A 22,742-nucleotide genomic window follows, 5' to 3' on the forward strand; every position below is an offset into this window, starting at 1 on the left:
AAATGTTGCCGAACCTCGCCACCGACCTGCTGGTCACACTCGCCTACGGAGTCGTGGGTGTGGTGCTGATGGGCATCGGCTACGCGCTTGTCGACGTGGCCACGCCTGGTCGGCTGAACGAACTGATCTGGGTGCAGCGCAACCGCAACGCCGCCCTGCTGCTGGCCTCGAACCTGGCCGGCGTGGGCATCATCGTGGTCGCCGCGATCGCCGCCAGCGAGGACGACTTCGTGGCCGGCATCGTCGGTGCCTCGGCGTACGGCATCCTCGGTCTGGTCATCATGGCCGGCGCGTTCGTGCTGCTGGACGTGGTCACCCCCGGCAAGCTCGGGGAGATCCTGGTGGAGTCGGAGTCGCACCCCGCGGTCTGGGTCTCCGCCGTCGTCCACCTCGCCACCGGGGCGGTCATCGCCGCCGCGATCAGCTGATGGGCGCCGTGAAGCGCCCGGGCGGGCGCCGTGACCGGATGACAGGTGCCGTGCCGGGCCGCGCGCGGAGACGCCGCTGGTCCGGACTGGCGCTGGCGGCGGCCGTGCTGCTGACCGTCGGTGCCTGTGGCGGCAACAGCAGCACCGTCGTACCGCCGCCGACCGCTGCCGAGCGGGCGGACACCGTACCGATCCTGGAACGCGCTGCGCAGGCCCAGGGCATCTGCTACGGCTGGCGGCTCCAAAAAAGTTACGACGACGTGATCAGTGTCGGCTCGAACCTCGGCGACGGGGTGCCGGTGGACAATTCCGAAAGCTGCCCCCGCTGGGTCGAGATCTCGGCGGTCGTCTACTACACCTCGGAGAGCAGCGAGTCCGAGGACTGGGCCAGCATCAACGTGAACAGTTCCGGTGACGTGGCCGAGTACCGGATCGCCTCGGGCCTGCAACGGCTCGGTCTGGAGGACAAGGCGTTCATCGACGACCCGGGCTGGGCGATCACCCGGGCGGCGACCATGCTGCCGTTGCTCACCGCCGAGATCGGGGCCGCCACCCCGGCTCCGGTGCGCACTGATCCAACCGCGTCGGTGCGGGCACTGCCGGACGCCGGTAACGACCACTGGCGGGACCGGCGGGGCTTCTTCGTCGCTGGTGGCCTGATCCTGCTGCTCACCGTACTGCTGCTGACTGTCGGCTGGATCAGCCGGCAGCGGGCCCGGGCGTGACCGCCGGGCAGTGGAGATCCGATGAGTAGTGCCACAGCGGAGCAGACGGCGGAACCGGCGCCGGAGGCGGCGACCCGCCGTGCCGACCCACCGGGCCGGCCGCGTCGGCGGCTGGCTCGGGCGGGGGTGCTGACTGCGGTCTTCGTCTGCGCCGCCTGCGGTCTGGTCTACGAACTCGCGCTGGTCGCTCTCGGCAGTTACCTGATCGGGGACACCGTCGGGCAGGCGTCGATCGTGCTCGGGGTGATGGTCTTCGCGATGGGCGTCGGCGCGCTGGCCGCCAAGCCGTTGCAGCCCAGGGCTGCCGCCGCGTTCGCCGCCATCGAGCTGCTGCTCGCCCTGCTCGGCGGGCTCTCGGTACTCGGTCTCTACGCCGCGTTCGCCTGGCTGGATCTGTACGCCCCGGCCCTGGTGGCCACCGCGTTCGTCCTCGGGCTGCTGATCGGTGCGGAGATCCCGCTGCTGATGGTGCTGCTGCAACGCATCCGGAAGCAGGCCGCCGGCAGCGCGGTGGCCGACCTCTTCGCCGCCGACTACGTGGGTGCCCTGCTCGGTGGTCTGGCCTTCCCGTTCCTGCTGATGCCGGTCTTCGGTCAGCTCCGGGGCGCGCTGGTGGTCGGTGCGGTGAACGCGCTGGCCGGGCTGGCGCTGGTCTTCACCGTGTTCCGCCGGGAGCTGGGCCGGCGTGCCCGCGCCGCGCTGACCGTCGGCTCCGTCGTGGTGGCGCTCTGCCTCGGGTACGCCTACGTGACCGCGCAGGACTTCGAGGTGACCGCCCGGCAGCAGCTCTACCGGGATCCGGTGGTGCACGCCGAACGCAGCCGGTACCAGGAGATCGTGCTGACCCGGTCCGTGTCCGAGCCGGGCCGCAGCGGCACCGACCTGCGGCTCTACCTCAACGGCGACCTCCAGTTCAGCTCGATCGACGAGTACCGGTACCACGAGGCGCTGGTGCATCCGGTGCTGCGTGGTCCCCATGCGGAGGTGCTGGTCCTCGGCGGCGGCGACGGGCTCGGGGTACGCGAGGTGCTGCGCTACCCGGACGTGTCCCGGGTGACCGTGGTGGAGCTGGACCCGGCGGTGGTGGCGCTGGCGCGTACCGAGCCGGTGCTGCGGGAGCTGAACCGGGGCGCGTTCGACGATCCCCGGGTCCGCCTGGTGCACACCGACGCGTTCGCCTGGCTGCGTACCGCCACGGAACGCTTCGACACGGTGGTCATCGACCTGCCCGACCCGGACGAGACGGCCACCGCGAAGCTCTACACCGTCGAGTTCTACGCGCTGGTGCGGGCGGTCCTCGCCCCGGGCGCCCGGATCGTGGTGCAGGCCGGTTCGCCGTACTTCGCACCCCGGTCGTACTGGTCGATCGAACGGTCGATGCGGGAGGCGGGCTTCGCCACCACGCCGTACCACGTGGACGTGCCCTCCTTCGGGGACTGGGGGTTCCTGCTCGCCGCGCCGGGGAGTACCCCGCCCGCGCTGGAGTTGCCGGCCGGTGCGCCGGTGCTGCGGTTCCTCGACCCCGAGACGCTGCGGCTGGCGGCGAACTTCCCGGCCGACCGGCGCCGGATCGACGTGCCGGCGTCCACCCTGCTGCAACCCCGGGTGCTGGAGTACGCCCGCGCGGAGTGGCGGGGTTACTGAGCTGCCCCGTGCCGTTTGGTGGGGTTGACTGGTCGGGTATCGATACCGTGAGTCATCGATCCACGAAGGGAGAGTTGTGACGGACCCGAGGAACCCCGCCGCACCGCCGGCTAGGACACGCCCGAGCAGCGTGACGGTTTCCAGCTATCTACTCATTCTGTTCGCCCTGCTCCAGGTGCTTGGCCTGATCGTCACGCTGAGCGTGCTCGGCAGGATGCAGGACGTCTACCGGGACGCCTTCGCCGGTACGTCGATGGAGGGCGCCGAGACGATCACGACGTTCGCCGGGATCGGGGCGGCCGTCATCGGCCTGCTCTTCGCCATCGGCTTCGTGGTGCTCGCCGTGCTCAACAACCGGGGCAAGAACGCCTCCCGGATCGTCACCTGGGTGGTCGGTGGCATCGCGCTCTGCTGCACCGGTTTCAGTCTGGTGGGCACCGCGATCGGCAACTCGATGGGCGGCCAGACCAGCGGCGACGTGCCGAGTCAGGACGAGATCAACCGCCGGCTCGAGGCGGCACTGCCGTCCTGGTACGAGCCGGTGAGCACCCTGCTGACCGTGCTCTCCCTGCTCTCCCTGCTGGTGGCCTTGATCCTGCTGGCGCTGCCGGCGTCGAACGAGTTCTTCCGCAAGCCGCAGCAGGTCTGGGAGCCGCCGGTGCCGGGTGCCACCTACCCCGGCTACCCGCCGCACGGCGCGCCGGGGTACCCGCAGTCGGGTGAGCCCGGCTACCCGCAGACCCCGGGCCAGCCCGGGTACCCGCAGCAGGGGCCGCCGCCGTCGGGCGGGCCGGGGTACCCGCCAGCCGGGGGCGACAACCCGTCGGGCGACCGGCCGGGGCCGTCGGCCCCGCCGCCGACGAGCTAAAAGCGACCGGCAATAGGGCGGTGGAGGCGAGGCGGGGTCTGGCCGAGGGTGGCAAGGCGGAGGAGGAGGCCATGCCGGTGTTGCATGGCCGACGACGACAACGCCGCCAGCCGATGTGCCAGGGCGCGCCGCAGCCCCGCTAGTCCTATTGCCGGTCGCTCTAAATCACCTGATCTGCCGATCCCTCCGGGTAGGTTCCAGCAGAACGACTGCTCGGAGGGATCGGCGATGTCGTACCCGAATTGGACGCCCGAACCGGCGCCGGTGCGTCGGCCGACGGTGGTCACGGTCGCTGCCGGGCTGCTGGTGGTGCTGGCGGCCGGCGGGCTGCTCGCCTCGGTCGTGGTGCTGCTCAGCCTCAACGGCACCGTCAACCGGTTCCGGGCGGCTGCCACCGGTACGGCCGCCGGCCCGGACCAGATCGACGGGATGGTCCTGCTGCTGCGTGGGCTGGCCACCGCGGCCACCCTGCTCTCCGTCGCTGCGGCAGTGTTGCTGGTGGTTCTGGCGCTCGGGCTGCTACGCGGTGGCGCTGGCAGCCGGACCGTCACCTGGCTGGTCTGCGGTCTGGGTCTGCTCTGCGGCTGCGGTGCCCTCACCCTGCTGGGTGTGCAGCGGGCGGTGCCGTTGCGCCTCGGGACCGGCGGCGCGGTGACGGCGGACCTGGTCGCGGCCGCGACCGGCGCGTACCCGTCCTGGTGGCTCCCGCTCAACGCGGGGCTTTCGGTGGCCCAGGCGCTCGGTCACCTTGTGGTAGCCCTGCTGCTGGGGTCGCCTCCGGCGAACGCCCACTTCCGTCGTCGGCCTCCCGGGCAGCAGGCCGCACCGACCACTGCACCACCACCGCACCAGCCGTGGAGCGCCCCACCGCAGCACTCCGCACCGACCGCAGCACCGCAGCAGCCCTCGACCACCGAGCCGTCGTACCGGGATGGGACGGCGCCGCCGCAGTGAGGACCAGACCGTGCCCGCATCGCCGGACCAAGGCCCACCGCCCGCTGCCGGTTCCCCGGTGACCGGCCGCACCGCGCTGGTTACTGGAGCGACCGCCGGTATCGGTGCGGCCTTCGCGCGCCGGCTCGCCGCGGACGGCTACGACCTGGTGCTGGTGGCCCGGGACGCCATCCGGCTGACCGGCTTCGCCGGGGAGTTGACCGAACGGCACGGGCTCGCGGTGCAGACCCTCCCGGCCGACCTGTCCACCGACGACGGCTGTGCGTCGGTGGAGCGGCGGCTCACCGCCGATCCCCCGGTCGACCTGCTGGTCAACAACGCCGGGATCAGCCTCAACCAGCCCTTCCTGCGCTCCACGGTCGCCGACGAGATCCGGCTGCTCCAGTTGAACGTGCACGCGGTGCTCCGACTGACCTTCGCCGCGTTGCCGACGATGACCGGACGGCGACACGGGGCAGTGATAAATGTCTCTTCCGTGGCCGGGTTCGGTCCGGTGATGCCCGGCTCGACGTACTCCGCCAGCAAGGCGTGGGTGACCAACTTCAGCGAGTCGGTCGGCCAGTCCGTACGGGCGTACGGCGTGCGGGTGATGGCGCTCTGCCCGGGCTACACCCGGACCGAGTTCCACCAGCGGGCCGGCATCAACATGTCGAAGATGCCCCGCTGGATCTGGCTGGCGGCCGACGATGTGGTCGCCGAAAGCCTTCGTGACCTGCGGAAAGGCAAGTTGGTCAGTGTCCCGGACTGGAAGTACAAGCTCGCCGTGGCGGCGCTGCGGCACGCCCCGCAGCGGCTGGTGCACGCGGTGACCCGGGACGCGCGGGGCCGTATCGATCGGGACGGTTACTGACCCGTAGCTGACCTGGTCCCAGCGAGGGGCGGGGCGGCCCAGGCCGACCGGCCGGCACCCGGACGGGACCGTCCGTTGCGGAGCGTGACCGCTCATCGACGCGTACCGGTCGCCTTAAAGGCTGATCCCGGTGGACCCTGCGTACGTCTCCCAGACTTGCGCAGTACCCTTGGGCGCCATGGGGGCCCACGACGACCTGCGTAAATTCATCTCCGACCTGGCTGTGGTGCATGGCCGGGTGGTGCTCTCCTCCGGCCGAGAAGCGGATTGGTATGTCGATCTCCGGCGGGTGACACTTCATCACGCGGCGGCACCGTTGGTAGGGCAGGTGCTGCTGGATCTGACCGCTGACTGGGACTACGACGCGGTTGGGGGACTGACGCTGGGCGCGGACCCGGTGGCATGCGCGATGCTGCACGCCGCCGCCGGGACGCGACGCCAGCTCGATGCCTTCGTGGTTCGCAAGGCAGGTAAGGCGCACGGTCTGCAACGGCGGATTGAGGGGCCTGAAGTAGCCGGTCGCCGGGTATTGGCGGTGGAAGATACCTCGACAACGGGTGGCAGTGTGCTCACCGCGGTCGAGGCACTACAAGAGGCCGGGGCTGAGGTCGTGGGCGTGGCGGTTATTGTTGATCGAGGTGCGGGCGACGCGGTGCAAGCCGCCGGATTGCCTTATCGCGCTGCCTACACGTTGGCTGACCTCGGCCTTGTGGCCTAAAAATTTGCCGATTCGGATCTGCGGATATGCAGGCGGGTCGATGCTGCTGGTGGAAGGATGTATTACGTGGGAACTGCGTTGGCTGAAATGACTATGCCTCAGATCTCGCCGCTTGCCGGCGAGCCGATCGAACGTGCCGACGCTGAGCGGCTCGCGGGGGTGCTCAAGGCCCTCGCCGACCCTGCTCGGCTGCGGCTGCTCAGCCTGATCCAGTCGGCGCCCGAGGGCGAGGCGTGCGTGTGCGACCTGACCGCGCCCCTCGGCCTCTCGCAGCCGACGGTCAGCCACCACCTGCGGATCCTCACCGAGGCCGGCTTGCTGGAGCGGGAGAAGCGTGGTGTCTGGGCGTACTACCGGCTGGTGCCGACCGCGATCGCGACGATCGCGGACCTGTTGACTCCGCCCCGTAAGCGCGCCACCAAGAAGGCTCGCTGACTCATCATCCGGTTGTCCGGTGTCCCCTCACCGGGGGACACCGGACCTGACCGGGATGGGTACGGGGACAGGCAACAGGCCGGACCCGCCGGCCGACCCCCGGTGGGCCTGCGCTGCCCGACGACCGGTCAGTACCGGCCGTAGTGCTCGCGGGTCTCCCGGATCGCCTCCTCGGCTGCCGCGCGCTCCGCAGCGGTGGTGCCACGCTTCGCCGCCATGCGCGCCCGGAGCAGCTCGATCGCGATCGGCACCACCGACACGAGCACGATGCCGATCAGGATCATCTCGATGTTCGTCTTGACGAACGGGATCTGGCCGAGGAAGTAGCCGAGCACGGTCACGCCCGTGCCCCAGAGGACGCCGCCGATGATGTTGTAGATCACAAAGGTGCGGTACCGCATCCCACTGATCCCGGCCACGATCGGCGTGAAGGTCCGCACGATGGGTACGAACCTGGCCAGCACGATCGACCGGGCGCCGTACTTCTCGAAGAACTCGTGCGCCTTGATCACATTTTCCTGCTTGAACATGCGCGAGTTCGGGCGCCGGAACAGCGCCGGCCCGACCTTCTTGCCGAACAGGTAGCCCACCTGGTCGCCGGCCACCGCCGCGATGGTGATCAGCAGGCAGACCAGCCAGAGCGGGTAGGTGATGTACTGCCCGTCTGCGGTCAGCAGGCCGGCGGTGAAGAGCAGCGAGTCACCCGGCAGGAAGAACCCGATCAGCAGGCCGGACTCGGCGAAGACGATCGCCAGGATGCCGAGCAGCCCGAACGTCGAAATCAGCCACTCCGGGTCGAGCCAGTCAGGACCCAGAGCCAGGACGGTGGTGGGCGTCGACACGAGTTGACCTCCGATGTCTGCCGTCCGGGCGGACTGTCCGCCCCCGGCGTCGGCACGCCCGTAGTCTAGGTGGCCGCCGGGTCAGCCGGTGCTCGGCGTCACAGACCCCGGGCCGGGCCCCGGGCGGCCGACGCCGGCCGGGTCACAGGCGCGGATCCACCGGCTCCGACTCGCAGGCCAGGATGGCGAAGACCAGCTCGTGTCGGCGCCACAGCGGCGCCCCCTCGGCGAGCCGGTCCAGGGCGGCCAGCCCCAGCCCGTGTTCGGTCAGCGCCAGGCCCCGTTTCCGCCCCAGCGACCGCTTCCGCAGCGCGGCGAGCTGCGCCGGCTCGGTGTACTCCGGTCCGTAGATGATCCGCAGGTACTCCCGGCCCCGGCACTTGATCCCCGGCTGGAGCAACCGGCCCTTCGCGTTGACCGCCCCCGGACCGGCGTACGGCTTCACCACCATGCCCTCCCCGCCGTCGGCGGTCAGCGCCAGCCACCAGTCCGTCGCCGTGTCCACCGCCGATCCGTCGGCCAGGTCCACCACCAGCCGCCGGGTCCGGGTGAACAGGTCCGGGTCCGCCGCGCAGAGCCGGTCGGCCAGGGCCAGGTGCCAGCCGTGGTCCCGGTCGGCGTACGACCGGCCCGCCCCGGCGAGCACCGCGAACGGCGCCAGGGTCACCCCGGTCAGCCCGTCGGTGTGCCCGACGTAGCGTCGGTAGGCGGCCGAGTAGCGCTCGACGTCCGCCGCCCGGCGACCCGTTCGGTCCCGCAGTGCGGCCACGTCGAGCCCCCGTCCCCCGGCCGCTGCCAGGACCCGGTCCACCGCCGGCAGCACGTGCCGACCCGCCGCGCCGACGCTGGCGTACTGGCTGCGGATCAGCCCGGCCGCCTTGGCCGACCAGGGCAGCAGCTCGCAGTCGAGCAGCAGCCAGTCGGTGTCCAGTTCGGCCCAGAGTCCGGCGGTGTCCACCGCCCGGCGGACCCGGTCGAGGAGCTGCCCGTCGAGCGGGTCACCGAAGAACGGCCGGCCGGTCCGGGTGTACACCACCCCACCGCCCGGGCCGAACGGGCCGGCGTCCGGCACCCGCCGGACCAGGACCACCGCCCGGGAACCCATGTGCTTCTCCTCGCAGACCACCCGGTCCACCCCGGCCGCCCGGTAGTCCGCGAACGCCTCGGCCGGGTGCTCCAGGTAGCCGGGCACGGTGGAGGTCGAGCAGGGTGCCATGGTCGGCGGCAACCAGACCAGCCACCGGGGGTCGACCGCGAACCGGCTCATCACCTCCAATGCCGCCGCCGAGTTCTCCGCCGGTACGGTCACCTTCCCGTAGCCGAACTCGACATGCCGGCGCCCCGTCACGTCGGTCAGCTCCAGCGTGTCGTCGGTCCGTTGCGGGCCGGTCGGCACCAGCGGCCGGACCGGCGGGTAGTACTCCTGCACGGCCGGGACCGAGACGAGTTCCCGGTCCGGGTAGCGCAGCGCGGTGAGCGAGCCACCGAAGACGCAGCCGGTGTCGATGCAGATGGTGTTGTTCACCCACTCCGGGACCGGGGTCGGGGTGTGGCCGTAGACGACCATCGCCGAACCCCGGTAGTCCCGGGCCCACGGGTAGCGCACCGGCAGCCCGTACTCGTCGGTTTCGCCGGTGGTCTCCCCGTACAGCGCGAACGAGCGGACCCGGCCCGACGCGCGGCCCTGGTACTCCTCCTTCAGACCCGCGTGCGCGACCACCAGCCGCCCGCCGTCGAGCACGTAGTGGCTGACCAGCCCGTCGATGAAGGCCGCCACCCCGGCCACGAACGCCGGGTCCTCGGCGTCAAGCTGGGCCATTGTCTCGGCCAGCCCGTGGGTGAGCTGCACGTCCCGGCCGCGCAGCCGGCGCAGCAGCTTCTGCTCGTGGTTGCCCGGTACGCAGATCGCGGTGCCGGCGGCCACCATGCCCATCACCAGGCGGAGCACCCCGGGCGAGTCCGGGCCGCGGTCCACCAGGTCACCCACGAAGACCGCGGTACGACCCTCCGGGTGGGTGGCGCCGACCGGACGCCCGTCGGTGCCGGTGTCCAGCGTCCAGCCGAGTCGGACCAGCAGCGCCTCCAGCTCGGCCCGGCAGCCGTGCACGTCGCCGATGATGTCGAACGGCCCGGTCAGCTCCCGCCGGTCGTTGAACAGCTTCTCGTACCGGATCTCGGCCGCATCGATCTCGTCGACCCCGCGCAGCACGTACACCTTGCGGAAGCCCTCCCGGGCCAACCGGCCGAGCGACTGCCGCAGGTCCCGCTGCATCCGGGTGATCACCCGCCGGTCGAAGGTCCGGTCCCCGCGTGCCTCGGTCCGTTCCCAGGCGATTGCCTCCGGCACGTCCAGCACGATCGCCACCGGCAGCACGTCGTGGTCCCGGGCCACCTTCACCAGCCCGGCCCGGGCGTGCGGCTGGAGGTTGGTCGCGTCCACCACGGTCAACCGCCCGCCGCGCAGCCGCTTGCCGGCCACGTAGTGCAGTACGTCGAAGGCCACCGCCGACGCCGACTGGTCGTTCTCGTCGTCGGCGACCATTGCCCGGAAGGCATCCGAGGAGAGCACCTGGGTCGGGGCGAAGTGCCGCCGGGCGAAGGTCGACTTGCCCGAGCCGGAGACCCCGACCAGGGCGACCAGGGCGAGTTCGGGAATCTCGACGACGGTCACGCCGGTACCTCCTTCTCCTTGGTGGCGGTGCTGACGGCGCGGGTGAGGACGGCGAGCTGGGTGGGGGCACCCACCTCCGGGTCGTCCCCGCCGATCCCGCTCAACGCGGCCCGGTAGCCGTACGCGTCGGCCACCCGGTGCGCCCACCCGGCGAACTCGGCCCGGGTCCACTCGAACCGGTGGTCGGCGTGCCGGACCTGCCCGGCCGGCAGTCCCTCGTAGCGGACGTTGTACTCGACGTTCGGGGTGGTCACGATGACCGTGCCCGGTTGGGCGTGCCCGAAGACCGCCGCCCCCAGCGCGTCCAGCCGGGACGGGTCGACGTGCTCGATCACCTCCATCAGCACGGCCGCGTCGTACCCGCGCAGCCGGTCGTCCCGGTAGGTCAGCGCGGACTGCCACAGCCGGATCCGGTCCCGTTGCCGCTCGGGTAGCCGGTCCAGGCGCAGCCGGCGTTCGGCCATGGCCAGCGCAGCGGTCGACACGTCGGTACCGACGATCTCGGTGTACCGGCGGTCGGCGACCAGCTCCACCAGCAGCGCGCCGCCACCGCAGCCGAGGTCCAGTACCCGGCTGGCGCCGCTGTCGGCGAGCGCGGCGAGGACGGCGGCCCGGCGCTGGGCCGCCAGCGACGGCAGCCGGACGGTCCGGTCCGAACCCGTCGTGGCATCCGGTCCGGCGACCGTGTCCGGGGCGGCGACCGTGTCCGGGTCAGCCGGCTCGTCGGCCAGCCGCAACTCGGCCAGGCGGGCCAGTGCGGTCTGGGTCAGGGCCCGCTGGTGGGCCAGGTAGCGCCGGGTGACCAGGGTGCGTTCCGGGTGGTCGGCCAGCCAGCCCGCACCGGCCCGGAGCAGTTTCTCGATCTCCTCCGGGGCGACCCAGTAGTGCTTCGCGTCGTCCAGCACCGGCAGCAGCACGTAGAGGTGGTTCAGCGCGTCGGCCAGGCGCAGCGAGCCGGTCAGGGTGAGGTCGACGTAGCGGCTCGCCCCCCAGTCCGGGTGTTCCTCGTCCAGCGGAACGGCGGTCGCGGCCACCGTCCACCCGAGCGGCGAGAACAGCCGTCCGGCCAGCTCCGGCCCGCCCTGGCACCGCAGCACCGGCACCCGTACCTCCAGCGGGATCGGCGCGGCGGCCAACTCCGGCCGGTCCCGGGACTCGCCGCGCAGTGCCGACCGGAACACCTTCGCCAGCGCGGAGGCGAGCAGGCTCGACGCCGCGTACGGGCGGTCGTTGACGTACTGGCCGAGGGTGAAGCCGTCCGGGGCGGAACCCTTCCGGCCGCCCCGGTTCCGCGCACCGGTCAGCAGCCGCTGCGGATCGACGTGGAGCAGCAGCGCCGCGGTACAGCGCTCGTTGCCCGCCTCGGGGTAGAACACGTACGCCGTGCCGGTGGGCAGGTCGAACGGGTGGAGCCGGTCCGGGTGCTTGACCAGCAGGTAGCCCAGGTCGGTCGCCGGCCGGTGGGTGGTGGTGACGGTGAGCAGCACCGGATCATGGTGTCAGCCCGCTCGATCTTGCGTCCTCCCAGTTTCGGGTCAGCCGCAGTGATTCCGGCCCCTCCACCCGTCAGCAGGGTGAGGCCTGGGAGGTGCAGTGACGTACGAGGAGTTCGCCGACTCGCGGCTGACCGCGCTGCTGCGGTACGCGGTCATGCTGACCGGGGATCCGCACCAGGCGCAGGACCTGGTGCAGGAGACCATGGTGCGGGTCCAGCTCAACTGGCGCCGGGTCGCCAGAGCGGACTCCCCGGATCGGTACGTCCGCCGGACGCTCACCAACCAGTACATCGACTGGCGGCGGGGTTCGTGGATGCGCCGGGTACTGCTGCGAGCCGAGCCGGCGGAGACGGTGGTCGTACCCGTCGATCACGCCCAGGCTGCGGCGGACCGGGACCAGGTCTGGTCCTGGCTGGCGCGGCTGCCCCGACGCCAGCGCGCCACCCTCGTGCTGCGCTACTACGAGGACCTGCCCGACGCGGAGATCGCGGAGATCCTCGGCTGCGCGGTCGGGACCGTCCGCGCCTCCATCTCCCGTGCCCTGGCCACCCTGCGCGCCGAACTCGTGGAGGCTTAGATGATCGAGGATGACCTCCGCTCGGCCTTCGTCCGGCACGAGCGGTTGGCCCCGCCCGTCGGGCCGCTCCGCGCGGCCATCGACCGCACCGCGCAGCGCCGCCGCCGCCGGCGGTCCCGGCTGCGGGTGGCCGGTGCCGCGCTGGCCATGCTGCTGGCCGGCCTGGTGGGGATCCCGGTGGCGGTCGCCGATCGGGACCGGGTACCGGCCAACCTGCTCCTTGACCGGGCCACCCCGGCGGCACCGGCCGGCCCGCTGAACCTGCTGCTGCTCGGCCTGGACGGCGGGAGTGGCGACCCGGATCTGCGGGCCGACTCCGTACTGCTCGTGCACCTGCCGGCCGACCGTAGCGGGGTGTATCTCATCGCCCTGCCCCGCGACCTGACCGTGCCGGTCCCCGGGCGCGGGGAACAGAAGCTGAACAGCGCGTTCACCGCCGGAATGGGGAGGGGCGCCGACCGCAGCGGCGGGTGGGAACTCACCCGGCAGGCCGTCACCGACCTGACCGGTGTACGGATCGGTGCCGGCGCGGCACTGACCTACTCCGCGCTGCGGAAGCTGACCGACGAGCTGGACGGGGTGCCGCTCTGCCTGCCCCGGCAGGTCCGTTCGATGCACACCGGACGAACCTTCCCGGCCGGTTGCCAGCACCTCGACGGGGCGGCGGCGCTCGACCTGCTCCGGCAACGCCGGGGCCTGCCCGAAGGCGCCCAGGACCGGGACCGGCACGCCCAGCTCTTTGCCGCCGCGCTACTCCGCCGGGCCGGGGAACGCGACCTGTTCAGCGAGCCGGTCGGCCTGTCCACCCTGCTCCGTACGCTCGGTGACCACCTGACCCTGGCGGGCGGTGCGACGGGTCTGGAACTGCTGGTCACCGAGGCTGCCCGGTTGACCGACGACATCCCGGTGGTCGCGGTCGACCTGCCCACCAGGGTGACCGGCCCGGGGCAGCGTTTCGAGATGCGCCTCGACGCCACGCTCGCCGAACCGCTCCTGGCCGCGCTGCGTACCGACCGGCTGGCGGAGTGGGCCCGAACGCACCCGGACCGGGTGACCGTCCAGCGCTGACCCGGACCGGGTGACAGTCCAGCGCAGCGCCGGCCCGGACCGGGCGACCGTCCAGCGCCGGCCCGACCGGGTGGTCAGGTCAGCGGTAGTCGTCCTCGTCCGGGCCGACCACCCGGGCCTGCTCCATGGCATCCCAGTCGTCCACCTCCAGGCCCCGGTGCGGTACCGGCTCCTCCTCGGCCGGATTGGCCACGGTCGCCTGTTCGACGGCATCGTGCGCCGGTGCCTCCGGGTCCCGCTCGTCCGGGCTCAGATGGTCACCCGGGGCGAAGTCCTCGTCGGGCTGACCCATGTCGCCTCCCTGAGATATCGGCAGTCCAATCCACCGTACGGGTAGACCCTGCTGCCCGCCGGGAGGCCACGGCAAACGCCAGTCGCCCGATTGGCCTCCCCGGGCCACTGGACGGTGCCACGATGGGGCGGTGGGATTCCTGGTCAGGCTCGTGATCAACGCGATCGCGCTGTGGATCACCACCTTGGTGGTCACCGGGATCGAGGTGGGCGGTCGGACCGGTGGCAACAAGGCGCTGACCCTGCTCGCCGTCGCCCTGATCTTCGGCGTCGTCAACGCCGTGCTCAAGCCGGTCATCCACCTGGTCGGCTGCGTCCTGTACCTGGTCACCCTCGGCCTGTTCGCGCTCGTGGTCAACGCGTTGCTGTTTCTGCTGACCGACTGGATAGCCGGCAAGCTGGACCTGCCGTTCCAGGTCGACGGCTTCTGGCCGGCGTTCTGGGGTGCCATCGTGATGGCAGTGGTGAGTTGGCTGATCAGCGTCGCGGTGCCGGACCGGTTGGGGCGGGGCTGAGCGGCCGGCCGGCCGGGTACACCCGGGTGGAGCTGAGCGGCCGGTCGGCCGGGTCCGGCCCGGTTGTGCCGGCACAGGCCGGCTACGGGATACTTCCGGCGGAGGACAGCGCGGTCCGGCGCAGCCATGGAACGACAGCGGCCACACGGCCGAGAGCGGTAAGTAAGGAGCGTTTGACATGCCCATCGCTTCCCCTGAGGTCTACGCCGAGATGCTCGACCGCGCCAAGGCCGGCCGGTTCGCGTACCCCGCGATCAACGTGACGTCCTCGCAGACCCTCAACGCCGCGCTGCGGGGCTTCGCCGACGCCGAGAGTGACGGCATCATCCAGGTCTCCACCGGTGGCGCCGAGTACCTCTCCGGCCCGACCATCAAGGACATGGTCACCGGCGCCGTGGCGTTCGCCGCGTACGCCACCGAGGTGGCCAAGAAGTACAACGTCAACATCGCGCTGCACACCGACCACTGCCCCAAGGACAAGCTGGACAAGTTCGTCCGTCCGCTGATGGCCATCTCCAAGGAGCGGGTCGCGCGCGGCGAGGAGCCGCTGTTCCAGTCGCACATGTGGGACGGCTCCGCCGTGCCGGTCGCGGAGAACCTGGAGATCGCCGCGCAGCTCCTCGACGACGCCGCCCAGGCCAAGATCGTCCTGGAGATCGAGGTGGGCGTCGTCGGTGGTGAGGAGGACGGCGTCGAGAACGCCATCAACGACAAGCTCTACACCACCATCGAGGACGGACTGGCCATGGTCGAGGCGCTCGGCCTCGGCGAGAAGGGCCGCTACATGGCGGCGCTGACCTTCGGCAACGTGCACGGCGTCTACAAGCCGGGCAACGTGAAGCTCCGCCCGGAGATCCTCAACCAGATCCAGGAGGCGGTCGGCGCCAAGTACGGCAAGGAGAAGCCGCTCAGCCTGGTCTTCCACGGTGGGTCCGGCTCGCTGCTGTCGGAGATCCGTGAGGCGCTCGACTACGGCGTGGTCAAGATGAACATCGACACCGACACGCAGTACACCTTCACCCGCCCGGTCGCGGACCACATGCTCCGCAACTACGACGGTGTGCTGAAGGTCGACGGCGAGGTCGGCAACAAGAAGCTGTACGACCCCCGGGTCTGGGGCAAGGCCGCCGAGGCCGGGATGGCCGCGCGCGTCGCTGAGGCGTGCGAGCACCTGCGCTCGACCGGTACCACCCTGGCCAAGTAGTTCTTACTACCCGGTCCGTGCGGCCGGTCCCCGTCCGGGGGCCGGCCGCACGGCCGTTCCGGGCCCGCAGGCCCCGACCACCGGCCGACCGGCCGGCCCGGCTCAGGTGGCGGTGGGGCTCCTGGGGGCAGCTCCGCTCAGGGGGCGGCGGTGAGCAGCCGTACCGCCTCGTGCACGTCGTCGGTCAGGTGCACCGTGCCGGACAGGTCCCCGAACGGCGACGCCGCCAGCAGCGGCTGGAGCAGGGCGCCGATCGGCAGGGTGGTGGTCCAGAACTCCCGGTCCAGGAAGACGTACGCCCCGCTCGCGCCGTCCGTGCCGTAGTACGTCTTGGTGGCCGCCTGGAAGACCTCCTGTACCGTCCCGGCCCGGCCAGGGGCGAAGACGATCCCACCCCGGGCCAGGCGCAGGATGATGTCCTCCCGGATCGCGTTCGAGAAGTACTTGGCGATCCGGCCGGCGAAGAGGTTCGCCGGCTCGTGGCCGTAGAGCCAGGTGGGGATGGCCAGGCCGCCGCAGCGGGCCCAGTCGTGCGGGCCGCTGGCGAAACCCGGGTCCCGGTCCGGTGCCCCGGCGTCACCGAACCGCTCCCGGACCGTGAGCGCTGTCGCGGTGTACCGCTCGTGGTCGGTGAAGTCCGGTGCCCCGGCCAGCAGGTCGATCGCCTCGGCCAGCGCGTCGACGTCGTGCCCGGCGAGGTACGCGCCCAGGTTGGCCGCCTCCATCACGCCCGGCCCGCCGCCGGTGACCACCAGCCGGTCGGCGCGGGCCAGCTCCCAGCCCAGCCGCGCGGCCAGCCGGTACGCCGCGCTACCCCGGGGGACCGCGTGCCCACCCATCACCCCGACCACCGACTGGGGGCCGTGCACGGCCAGCCACGACCGGGTGGCGTCGGCGAGCGCATTGTCGATGCCGTGGTCGTGCATCCGTTGGGCCAGCGCCTCGCGGACCTCCGGGACAGCCCCGCCCTGCTCGCGGAAATGCCGGTACACCCGGGTGTCGTACATCCCGTCGAAGCCTGCGGTCGCGAAGCCCTCAGCCAGCTCCTCTGGCCGGTAGAGATGGGTCGGCTGGGTCGGGTACGGCAGGTCCCGGAACGGCGGTACGACGTGTGCACCCCGGCGGACCATCTCCGCCTCGACCTCGGTCGACGGGAAGTGGCACCCGACGAAGAGCGTGTCGGTCAGGTCGACGGCGGAGAGGTCGGGCGTCGGGGTGACGTCCAGGTACAGCCCCTGCACGGTCAGCCCGGCGAGGCTGCCGGCGGCGAGGTGACGGTCCAGTTCCGCCCGGGTCTCGATCTCGTGTTCGGTGGTGTCGTGCAGGTCGATCACGTCGGCGGGGGGTGGGGTCGGCATCCGGTCATCGTGCCCTGCACCGGCAACCGCCATGCACCGGCCGGCGGCCGGAAAGTCGAGAGCCCGGCGGCTCACGCCACCGGGCTCTCTTTCAACCGGGTCCTGGGGAGGCTCCGGATCTCCATTTGTAGTCGACGGCGCCGCCGGCCACACCGGCCGCACGCGCTACCGGTGCTCAACCGTTCAGCCAGCGTCAACGTGCCGCCCCGCGCACCGGGCCATGGTCGGGACGGGTTGAATGGGCAGATGCAGAACCTGTTGCCTGAACCACCGGCCACGCTCCTACCCGCCGACGAAGCCGCCGAGGCTGCGCTCGCCGAGGCCACCGGGACGGACACCGACGAGGCGTACGCCTCGGTCGCCGCCCGTTTTCCCACCTCGTGCGCCGCCTGGGGTGCGCTGGGGGCACGCGCGCTGGCCGAGGGCGCGACGGTGACCGCGTACGCCTTCGCGCGTACCGGCTACCACCGGGGCCTGGACCAGCTCCGACGCAACGGCTGGCGCGGCCACGGGCCGGTGCCGTGGTCGCACACCCCGAACCGGGGTTTCCTGCGCTGCCTCTACCTGCTCTCCCGGGCCGCCGACGCCATCGGGGAGGCGGACGAGGCGGCCCGTTGCGCCCAGTTCCTGCGGGACTGCGACCCGGCGGCGGCCGACGCCCTGCCCAGTAGCTGACACCGGGCCGGCGTCACCCGACCGGTCGCCGACCCGGCCCGGCCGATCCTGGTCGGGCCGCCGGTACCCACCCGGTGGCCCGACCCCGGACGGCCTGCGGTCAGAGGCCCTCGGCCACCGCCGCCGCGATCTTCAGCCAGGCGTCCCGGGTCGCGGCGGAGAGCTGCCCGTACCGGATCGGTTCACCCGAGTCGATCAGCCGCTCGTACGGCGCCAGCAGGACCGCCCTGGTCCGGGCGGCGAAGTGCTGCTGGATGGCCGGTAGGTCGATCTCCTTGCGGGACGGGGGCATCGAGACCACGGTGACCGCCTGCCGGACCAGCCGCTGCCGGCCGCTCTGCTCCAGGTGGTCGAGCATTCGGGCGGCGGTCTCGGCGGAGTCGTTCCGGGCGGACATGGTGATCACGAGCTGGTCGGTGGCATCCATCGCGGCCTGCCAGTTCTGGGCCCGGACGTTGTTGCCGGTGTCCACGAAGATCAACTTGTAGAACCGGCTGACCACCTCACGGATCTCGGCGAACGCACTGGCGGTGAGCATCTCGCCACCGGTCGCCGACTCGTCCGAGGCCAGCACGTCGAACATCCCCTCGCCCTGCGAGCGGACGTACTGCGACAGGTCACCGACCCGCCCGTGGGCACCCTGGAACTGCCCCAGGTCACGCAGCATGTCCCGCACGGTCCGGGAGTGGAAGTCCTGCTGGGCACGCATCCCCAGGGTGCCCTGGGTCTCGTTGTTGTCCCAGGCCAGCACGTACCCGCCGCGCTTCTGACCGAAGGTCATGGCGAGCAGCAGGATGGCCACCGTCTTCCCGGCACCGCCCTTGGGGTTGACCACCGTGACCTGGCGCAGCCCGCCGAAGTTGCGGCGGACCATGTCGATGTCCCGCTTGAGTTCCTGCTCCTGCCGCCCCGGGGCGAGCTTGACCAGGCCGAGCGTGGTCTTGTTGACCGCCGCCCGCAGCCCCATGGTGGCGACCGGGTCCACCGGTCGGGCCGCCCGCCGTCGGGCGAAGTCCTCCGCCGTGGGGGCCGGGCCCTCCGCCGGCCACGCCGGGTCCGGTTGGCCGGCCGCCGGCACCCGGACCACACCGGGTGTCTCCTGGTACGGCTGCTGCGGCACCGGAACCACACCGGGGTGCTGCGGCGGGACGGGCGGCGGCGCCTGTTGCCAGGGCGGGGCCGGTCGCCAGCCCTCGCCGGGCCAGGAGGCGGCCGGTTGGGCGGTCCAGCCACTCGGCTCGGTCGGTGACTCCGCAGCCGGGGCCGGAGTGGCCGGCTCGGCCGGACTGGCCGGCGGCGGGGCCGGGGCCGGGGGCGGGGGCGGGACCTGGTGCGCCGGCGGGGCCTGGTGTACCGGCGGCGGGACGGGGCTGGCGGGCGTCGCCCAGCCGGTCTGCTGGTACGGCACCGGCTGACCGGCGGCCGGGTCCTGTGCCGGCGTCCAACCGCCCGGCTGCTGCGGTGCCGGATAGGTGGGGGCGGGCTGCGGTGGTGCCGCCCAGCCGTTCGGGTAGGGCGGTGCGGGATGACGACCGACCGGCTGGTGGGTCTCCGGCTGTGGTACGCCCCAGCCACCCGGTTGCGGGTCGGGCGGCGGTGGGCTGCCCTGGTCGTACTGCGGTACTCCCGGCTGGGTGCCCTGACCGTGCCGGGCCACTCCCGGCTGAGCGGGTGGGGTCGGTGGCGGTACGACCGGCGCGCCCGACTGCTGGTGGTACGGCGGCACCGGGTGACTGCCCTGGACCGGAGCCTGCCCGGCTGCCGCGCCGGACTCCGGGACCGGCCGTCGGGCCGTACCGGTGGCACGGGCGTGTCCCGGTGAGCCGGTTGGCCGGGCGCCCTGTTCGCCCGGTGGACGCTGCGGTGGCTGGGCCCACGGCGAGACGGCGGCGCTGGTCCGGCCCGAGGCTGACTCGGCCGGTACCGGACCGCCACCGTGGAACAGGGGCGGTGGCGTCACCGGTGCGCGGCCGGTGGCCGGTGCGGTATCGGGAGTGTCGAATGTCTCATCCGGGGCAGCCGCCTCGGGCTCGGTGTCGGCGGTCGTGCCCGTCGGGGTGCTCGGCGGTTCGGTGACCGAGCGGGGTTCCGGGCTCCTGCTCTGCACCGGGACGAACGGCATGGTCACCGGCTCGTCCAGGGTGAACGGCTGGTCGAGATCAACCGCCGGTGGGGTGGCGCCGGGACTGGACGTGCCGTGCGGGGTGGCGCCGGGACTGGACGCGCCGTGCGAGGTGGCGCCAGGACCGGAGGTTCCGGGCGGGCCGACCGGCTCCGGGGCGTGCGGGGCGACGGCATCCGGCGCACCGGATCCCGGGGAGGCCGGGGCACCGGCCCCGGCCGGTCCGGCCGCGCCGTTCGCCGGCCCGACCAGCGGCCAGGCCCGGGTGGCGTCGTCCACGAAGGCGCCGGGTGCCTTCGGCGGCACCTGGTCCCCCGTGGTCCGGCCCCCGGGCGTGGAGGCGGGTTGTGCCGGCCCAGGCGCCACGGAGGGTCCGGACGCCACGGAGGGCCAGGGCGACCCGGGTACGGGCGGCCAGCCCGACGCGTCCCCCGGCCAGCCCGATCCGGATGAGCCCGACGGTGTGGATGTGGACCCACCGGTCTCGATCTGCTCCGGCGGCCAGAACGGTTCGACGTCCCGCTTCGGTACCGGTGTCTCCTGGCCTGGTCGCTGGACCCGGTCGGCGTTCTCGTCTACCACGCTTCCTCCCCCTCCTCCTGCGGCGAGGATATGCCCCCCGGACGATGCCAGCCGGGCGCTGCGTCAGCCCGCGCCGGTCAGTTGGTGTGAACCCCCCACGCACCCGGCTCGATCCACCAGGAACGTTTCCGGTTCAGCTTCCCCTCGACCCCGTCGTCGAGGAAGGGAACATCCTCGTCCCGCGGGGTCACCGAGACCGCACGTCCCCGGGCCCGACGTACCTCCACCCGGACCCGCTTCCTACCCAACGGTGATCGGGCGAACACGGGAACGGCCACCGCGACCTCCAGCACACCGTCGCCCGGGTCCGGCGCGGTCAGCAGCGGCAACCCGTCGAGGGTGGCGTACCCGGCGGCGTTGCCCACCGCGCAGGCCAGCAGCGGGTCGTCACCGGTGGAGAGGACCGCGTCGTCCACCTCGACCCGGCCCCGCCAGGCGAGCGGGCGGCCCGCCTCGTCCGCCGCACCCAGCAGCGCGCCGTCCAGGGTGACCGAACCGGCGTCGTTGCGCAGCAGGTCGAGACGCCGGACCGGACCGTCGAGTACGGCGTTCGCCACCGCCACCGGGTCACGGGGCAGCCCGAGCTGGGCAGCGAGGTCGCGGGGAGCCGCACCGCGGGCGGGATCGAGCGGCAGTACCCCGATCGCGGGCAGGTCGGGTACGGTCCGGTTGCCGGGCAGGCCGGCCGGGCGGCGGCTGGGCGGTGGGGCGTACCGGCGGACCAGGCGGCGCAGGACGGCGCGCAACTGACCGTCACTGGCGGTAGCCACCACGAGCCTGGTCTTCGGGTCCGGGTCGGGCCAGGTGAGGCCGTCGTCGCGGGCCGGGCCGTCCAGCCGGGCGAGTACGGCGTCGATCTCCGCGTCCGAGCAGGCGGTGACCGTCTCCACCCGAGCGCCCCGGGCGGTGAGTGCATCCGCGCAGGTCAGGACCGGTACCCGGGGCGTGCCGCAGATGTCCGGAGCGGGCCCGGTGGGCGAGTCGGCCGCGACGACGGGACGGCCATCCTGATCGGCCCCGTTGGCGGGATCGCGGTTGGTTGCGTCCGCTCGGTCCACGGGACCGCAGCTCCCGGCGGAGGAACCGCAGCACGAGTCACCGCTGCCGCAGCCGGAGCCGGCCTCCCGCTCCGAGACGAGAGTGAGCAGCACCACGTCGTACACCGGAAGGGGCCTCCTGCCTCGTTGCCCACGGCCCGCGCGGGCCGTGCCGTCACTACTTGTTAGCCTGGCTTCTCGGGCTCGCCATGCGTCGCCACCTGGCACCCGGGCCCCCGTGGAGGCGGGTAAGAGATGCCAGCGATCGTGCTCATCGGCGCACAGTGGGGCGACGAGGGCAAGGGCAAGGTTACCGACCTGCTGGGTGAGCGGGTCGACTACGTCGTCCGGTACTCCGGCGGCAACAACGCCGGGCACACGGTGATCACTCCGGACGGGCAGAAGTACGCACTGCACCTGATGCCGTCCGGAGCGCTCTCGCCCAACGCCATGATCATCATCGGTAACGGTGTCGTGGTCGACCCGAAGGTGCTGCTCGCCGAGATCGACGGGCTCGCCGAACGCGGCGTCGACGTCTCCCGGCTGCGCATCTCCGGTGACGCGCACCTGATCATGCCGCACCACCGGGCCCTGGACCGGGTCGTCGAGCGGTACCTCGGTTCGTCCCGGATCGGCACCACCGGTCGCGGTATCGGCCCGGCCTACGGCGACAAGGTCGCCCGGATGGGCATCCGGCTCCAGGACCTGCTCGACCCGGGCATCCTGCGCAAGAAGCTGGAACTGGCGCTGCGGGAGAAGAACCAGCTCCTGTTCAAGGTCTACAACCGCAAGGCGCTCGACGTGGACGCGGTGATCGAGGAGTACCTCGGGTACGCGGAGCGGCTGCGGCCGTACATCGCGGAGACCCGGGTGATGCTCTGGGACGCGCTCGACCGCGGCGAGACCGTGCTGCTGGAGGGTGCCCAGGCGACCATGCTCGACATGGACCACGGCACCTACCCCTTCGTCACCTCGTCGAACCCGACCGCCGGTGGGGCGTGCGTGGGCGCGGGTATCCCGCCGACCGCGATCAACCAGGTGATCGCGGTCAGCAAGGCGTACACCACCCGGGTGGGCTCCGGCCCGTTCCCGACTGAGCTCTTCGACGACAACGGCCAGCACCTACGCAAGATCGGCCACGAGTACGGCACCACCACCGGTCGGGAGCGCCGGTGCGGCTGGTTCGACGCCGTCGTCGCCCGGTACTCCTGCCGCCTCAACGGGGTCACCGACCTGGTCGTCACCAAGCTGGACGTGCTCACCGGCATGTCGAAGGTGCCGATCTGCGTCGGCTACGAGATCAACGGCGAGCGGTTCGACGACATGCCGATGACGCAGACCGACTTCCACCATGCCACGCCGATCTACGAGGAGTTGGACGGCTGGTGGGAGGACATCACGAAGGCGCGTACCGAGGAGGAACTGCCGGAGAACGCCCGCCGGTACATCGCCCGGATCGAGGAGCTGTGCGGCACCCGGGTCAGCATCGTCGGTGTCGGCCCCGGCCGTGAGGAGAACGTGGTCCGCCACCCCCTCCTCCCCTGAGACCCCACTCGCCCACCCTCACCCACGGTCGGTGACCGTCGTTGACGTCTGCCTGCGTTCGCCTGCGGTCGTTGATCATGAAGTTGTTGTCACTCCCTTCGGCGTGTCGTGACAACAACTTCATGATCAACACCCAG

General features: G+C 72.1%; 21 protein-coding genes. 14 read left to right on the forward strand and 7 right to left on the reverse strand.

Annotated features, from left to right (window positions below):
• The first annotated feature begins 2 nt into the window (after positions 1-2).
• From V6U90_RS17410 to V6U90_RS17445, 8 genes are all read left to right on the forward strand, one after another.
• Entirely contained in the window at positions 3-428 is a 426-nt protein-coding gene (locus tag V6U90_RS17410) for a DUF350 domain-containing protein (RefSeq protein WP_442933604.1), read from the forward strand.
• Between the two features lie 38 nt (positions 429-466).
• On the forward strand, positions 467-1,153 hold the full coding sequence (locus V6U90_RS17415) for a hypothetical protein (protein ID WP_334437258.1): 687 nt from the start codon (positions 467-469) through the stop codon (positions 1,151-1,153).
• A gap of 21 nt (positions 1,154-1,174) precedes the next feature.
• A complete protein-coding gene (locus V6U90_RS17420) occupies positions 1,175-2,797 on the forward strand; it encodes a polyamine aminopropyltransferase (RefSeq protein WP_334437261.1) in 1,623 nt (540 codons plus the stop codon).
• A gap of 130 nt (positions 2,798-2,927) precedes the next feature.
• Positions 2,928-3,665: a hypothetical protein gene (locus tag V6U90_RS17425; RefSeq protein WP_334437264.1), complete on the forward strand. Its 738-nt coding sequence runs from the start codon at positions 2,928-2,930 to the stop codon at positions 3,663-3,665.
• A gap of 228 nt (positions 3,666-3,893) precedes the next feature.
• On the forward strand, positions 3,894-4,619 hold the full coding sequence (locus tag V6U90_RS17430) for a hypothetical protein (RefSeq protein ID WP_334437267.1): 726 nt from the start codon (positions 3,894-3,896) through the stop codon (positions 4,617-4,619).
• A gap of 58 nt (positions 4,620-4,677) precedes the next feature.
• Positions 4,678-5,469 carry an SDR family NAD(P)-dependent oxidoreductase gene (locus tag V6U90_RS17435; protein WP_334437270.1) on the forward strand — a complete coding sequence of 264 codons (792 nt, stop codon included), beginning with the start codon at positions 4,678-4,680 and terminating at the stop codon, positions 5,467-5,469.
• Between the two features lie 178 nt (positions 5,470-5,647).
• Positions 5,648-6,187 (forward strand): orotate phosphoribosyltransferase, encoded by a 540-nt coding sequence (gene pyrE, locus V6U90_RS17440; RefSeq protein WP_208813945.1) that lies wholly within the window; start codon positions 5,648-5,650, stop codon positions 6,185-6,187.
• Between the two features lie 57 nt (positions 6,188-6,244).
• Positions 6,245-6,622, forward strand: coding sequence for an ArsR/SmtB family transcription factor (locus V6U90_RS17445; RefSeq protein ID WP_208813944.1), 378 nt, complete (start codon positions 6,245-6,247; stop codon positions 6,620-6,622).
• A 128-nt stretch (positions 6,623-6,750) separates the two neighbouring features.
• On the opposite strand, the gene V6U90_RS17450 is transcribed toward V6U90_RS17445, so the two are convergent.
• The 3 genes from V6U90_RS17450 to V6U90_RS17460 all read right to left on the reverse strand — a co-directional run bounded on the left by V6U90_RS17450 (position 6,751) and on the right by V6U90_RS17460 (position 11,622).
• The gene (locus V6U90_RS17450; protein ID WP_334437278.1) at positions 6,751-7,464 is read right to left on the reverse strand and encodes a DedA family protein; all 714 of its coding nucleotides are present in this window, start codon (positions 7,462-7,464) and stop codon (positions 6,751-6,753) included.
• Positions 7,465-7,606: 142 nt separating this feature from the next.
• Positions 7,607-10,135: a polynucleotide kinase-phosphatase gene (locus V6U90_RS17455; protein ID WP_334437280.1), complete on the reverse strand. Its 2,529-nt coding sequence runs from the start codon at positions 10,133-10,135 to the stop codon at positions 7,607-7,609.
• On the reverse strand, positions 10,132-11,622 hold the full coding sequence (locus V6U90_RS17460) for a 3' terminal RNA ribose 2'-O-methyltransferase Hen1 (protein ID WP_334437282.1): 1,491 nt from the start codon (positions 11,620-11,622) through the stop codon (positions 10,132-10,134). Before V6U90_RS17460 ends, V6U90_RS17455 begins: the two co-directional genes overlap by 4 nt.
• 106 nt (positions 11,623-11,728) lie before the next feature.
• Here V6U90_RS17460 and V6U90_RS17465 point away from each other — a divergent pair, with 106 nt between their 5' ends.
• Positions 11,729-12,208 (forward strand): SigE family RNA polymerase sigma factor, encoded by a 480-nt coding sequence (locus V6U90_RS17465; protein ID WP_334437285.1) that lies wholly within the window; start codon positions 11,729-11,731, stop codon positions 12,206-12,208.
• Positions 12,209-13,276 carry an LCP family protein gene (locus V6U90_RS17470; RefSeq protein WP_334437287.1) on the forward strand — a complete coding sequence of 356 codons (1,068 nt, stop codon included), beginning with the start codon at positions 12,209-12,211 and terminating at the stop codon, positions 13,274-13,276.
• A gap of 79 nt (positions 13,277-13,355) precedes the next feature.
• Here the strand turns inward: V6U90_RS17470 and V6U90_RS17475 are convergent, their stop codons facing one another.
• Complete coding sequence (locus V6U90_RS17475) at positions 13,356-13,568, reverse strand: hypothetical protein (protein ID WP_334437289.1); 213 nt, start codon at positions 13,566-13,568, stop codon at positions 13,356-13,358.
• A gap of 130 nt (positions 13,569-13,698) precedes the next feature.
• Between V6U90_RS17475 and V6U90_RS17480 the strand changes: the two genes are divergently transcribed.
• Both V6U90_RS17480 and fbaA read left to right on the forward strand, forming a co-directional pair.
• A complete protein-coding gene (locus V6U90_RS17480; RefSeq protein ID WP_334437291.1) occupies positions 13,699-14,082 on the forward strand; it encodes a phage holin family protein in 384 nt (127 codons plus the stop codon).
• Positions 14,083-14,260: 178 nt separating this feature from the next.
• Entirely contained in the window at positions 14,261-15,286 is a 1,026-nt protein-coding gene (gene fbaA, locus V6U90_RS17485; protein WP_334437293.1) for a class II fructose-bisphosphate aldolase, read from the forward strand.
• A 137-nt stretch (positions 15,287-15,423) separates the two neighbouring features.
• Here the strand turns inward: fbaA and V6U90_RS17490 are convergent, their stop codons facing one another.
• Positions 15,424-16,644 carry an LOG family protein gene (locus tag V6U90_RS17490; protein ID WP_334437295.1) on the reverse strand — a complete coding sequence of 407 codons (1,221 nt, stop codon included), beginning with the start codon at positions 16,642-16,644 and terminating at the stop codon, positions 15,424-15,426.
• Between the two features lie 246 nt (positions 16,645-16,890).
• On the opposite strand from V6U90_RS17490, the gene V6U90_RS17495 reads away from it, so the two are divergent.
• Complete coding sequence (locus tag V6U90_RS17495; protein ID WP_334437297.1) at positions 16,891-17,319, forward strand: DUF3151 domain-containing protein; 429 nt, start codon at positions 16,891-16,893, stop codon at positions 17,317-17,319.
• 100 nt (positions 17,320-17,419) lie between these two features.
• Here the strand turns inward: V6U90_RS17495 and V6U90_RS17500 are convergent, their stop codons facing one another.
• Complete coding sequence (locus V6U90_RS17500; protein WP_334437299.1) at positions 17,420-19,747, reverse strand: MinD/ParA family ATP-binding protein; 2,328 nt, start codon at positions 19,745-19,747, stop codon at positions 17,420-17,422.
• Between the two features lie 353 nt (positions 19,748-20,100).
• The gene (locus V6U90_RS17505; protein WP_334437302.1) at positions 20,101-21,186 is read right to left on the reverse strand and encodes a hypothetical protein; all 1,086 of its coding nucleotides are present in this window, start codon (positions 21,184-21,186) and stop codon (positions 20,101-20,103) included.
• Positions 21,187-21,315: 129 nt separating this feature from the next.
• Between V6U90_RS17505 and V6U90_RS17510 the strand changes: the two genes are divergently transcribed.
• Positions 21,316-22,605 carry an adenylosuccinate synthase gene (locus V6U90_RS17510; RefSeq protein WP_334437304.1) on the forward strand — a complete coding sequence of 430 codons (1,290 nt, stop codon included), beginning with the start codon at positions 21,316-21,318 and terminating at the stop codon, positions 22,603-22,605.
• Positions 22,606-22,742 lie beyond the last annotated feature (137 nt).

This window comes from Micromonospora sp. CPCC 206060 (assembly GCF_036906895.1).
Classification (GTDB): Bacteria; Actinomycetota; Actinomycetes; order Mycobacteriales; family Micromonosporaceae; genus Micromonospora.

What these genes read in the sequence shown, in the direction of transcription:
- V6U90_RS17410 (WP_442933604.1), top strand. Translation starts at nt 3, where the DNA reads ATGTTGCCGAACCTCGCCACCGACCTGCTGGTCACACTCGCCTACGGA.
- V6U90_RS17415 (WP_334437258.1), top strand. Translation starts at nt 467, where the DNA reads ATGACAGGTGCCGTGCCGGGCCGCGCGCGGAGACGCCGCTGGTCCGGA.
- V6U90_RS17420 (WP_334437261.1), top strand. Translation starts at nt 1,175, where the DNA reads ATGAGTAGTGCCACAGCGGAGCAGACGGCGGAACCGGCGCCGGAGGCG.
- V6U90_RS17430 (WP_334437267.1), top strand. Translation starts at nt 3,894, where the DNA reads ATGTCGTACCCGAATTGGACGCCCGAACCGGCGCCGGTGCGTCGGCCG.
- pyrE (WP_208813945.1), top strand. Translation starts at nt 5,648, where the DNA reads ATGGGGGCCCACGACGACCTGCGTAAATTCATCTCCGACCTGGCTGTG.
- V6U90_RS17445 (WP_208813944.1), top strand. Translation starts at nt 6,245, where the DNA reads ATGTATTACGTGGGAACTGCGTTGGCTGAAATGACTATGCCTCAGATC.
- V6U90_RS17470 (WP_334437287.1), top strand. Translation starts at nt 12,209, where the DNA reads ATGATCGAGGATGACCTCCGCTCGGCCTTCGTCCGGCACGAGCGGTTG.
- V6U90_RS17475 (WP_334437289.1), bottom strand. Translation starts at nt 13,568, where the DNA reads ATGGGTCAGCCCGACGAGGACTTCGCCCCGGGTGACCATCTGAGCCCG.
- fbaA (WP_334437293.1), top strand. Translation starts at nt 14,261, where the DNA reads ATGCCCATCGCTTCCCCTGAGGTCTACGCCGAGATGCTCGACCGCGCC.
- V6U90_RS17490 (WP_334437295.1), bottom strand. Translation starts at nt 16,644, where the DNA reads ATGCCGACCCCACCCCCCGCCGACGTGATCGACCTGCACGACACCACC.
- V6U90_RS17495 (WP_334437297.1), top strand. Translation starts at nt 16,891, where the DNA reads ATGCAGAACCTGTTGCCTGAACCACCGGCCACGCTCCTACCCGCCGAC.
- V6U90_RS17510 (WP_334437304.1), top strand. Translation starts at nt 21,316, where the DNA reads ATGCCAGCGATCGTGCTCATCGGCGCACAGTGGGGCGACGAGGGCAAG.